The sequence below is a fragment of the Streptomyces milbemycinicus genome (genome assembly GCF_002154605.1).
Classification (GTDB): Bacteria; Actinomycetota; Actinomycetes; order Streptomycetales; family Streptomycetaceae; genus Streptomyces; species Streptomyces milbemycinicus.
This window is the reverse complement of sequence record NZ_MUNE01001279.1, coordinates 1-523: the sequence shown is the minus strand read 5'-3', so window position 1 is coordinate 523 and position 523 is coordinate 1. Positions and strand designations below refer to the sequence as shown.

The 523-nt window shown below is 70.7% G+C and carries 1 pseudogene; it reads left to right on the top strand.

Features of this window, described 5'->3' with window-relative positions:
* A pseudogene (locus CCN51_RS52620) lies at positions 1-523 on the top strand (hypothetical protein); the annotation flags it as partial.

Genomic DNA, 523 nt, shown 5'->3' with positions numbered 1-523 from the left:
GAGCGGCGGGCCGAGGCGATGCGCGAGCTCGGCGTGCACATCAACACGTTCCTCCGCGACGCCGCGGCCACGGTCCGCGAACGCTTCCAGGGCAAGCTCACCTACTCATCCATCCAGTTCGAGCAGGTCGACTGGGCCCCCTTCGACTTCGTGACGTTCGAGCTGATCCGCTCCGCAGAGGTCGCCGACCGGTTCCAGGACGCGGTACGCACCCTGGCCCAGGGCACCAAGCCGCTCGCCATCACCGGGTTCGGCACCGCGGCCTACCGAGGCGCGGGCGACCGGGGCGGGCGGGTGCTGGAGGTGGTCGAGTACGACCCGGAGACCAAGGCCCCGGTACGGCTGAACGGCATATACGAGCGCGACGAGGCCGGCCAGGCCGCGTATCTGAGCGAACTGCTGGAGATCTTCGAGACCGAGGGCGTGGACAGCGCGTTCGTGTTCCTGTTCGCCCTGCCTGGCTACCCGCACCGGCCCGACGCCGACCCCCGCGACGACCTGGACCGGGCCGGCCTGGGCATCG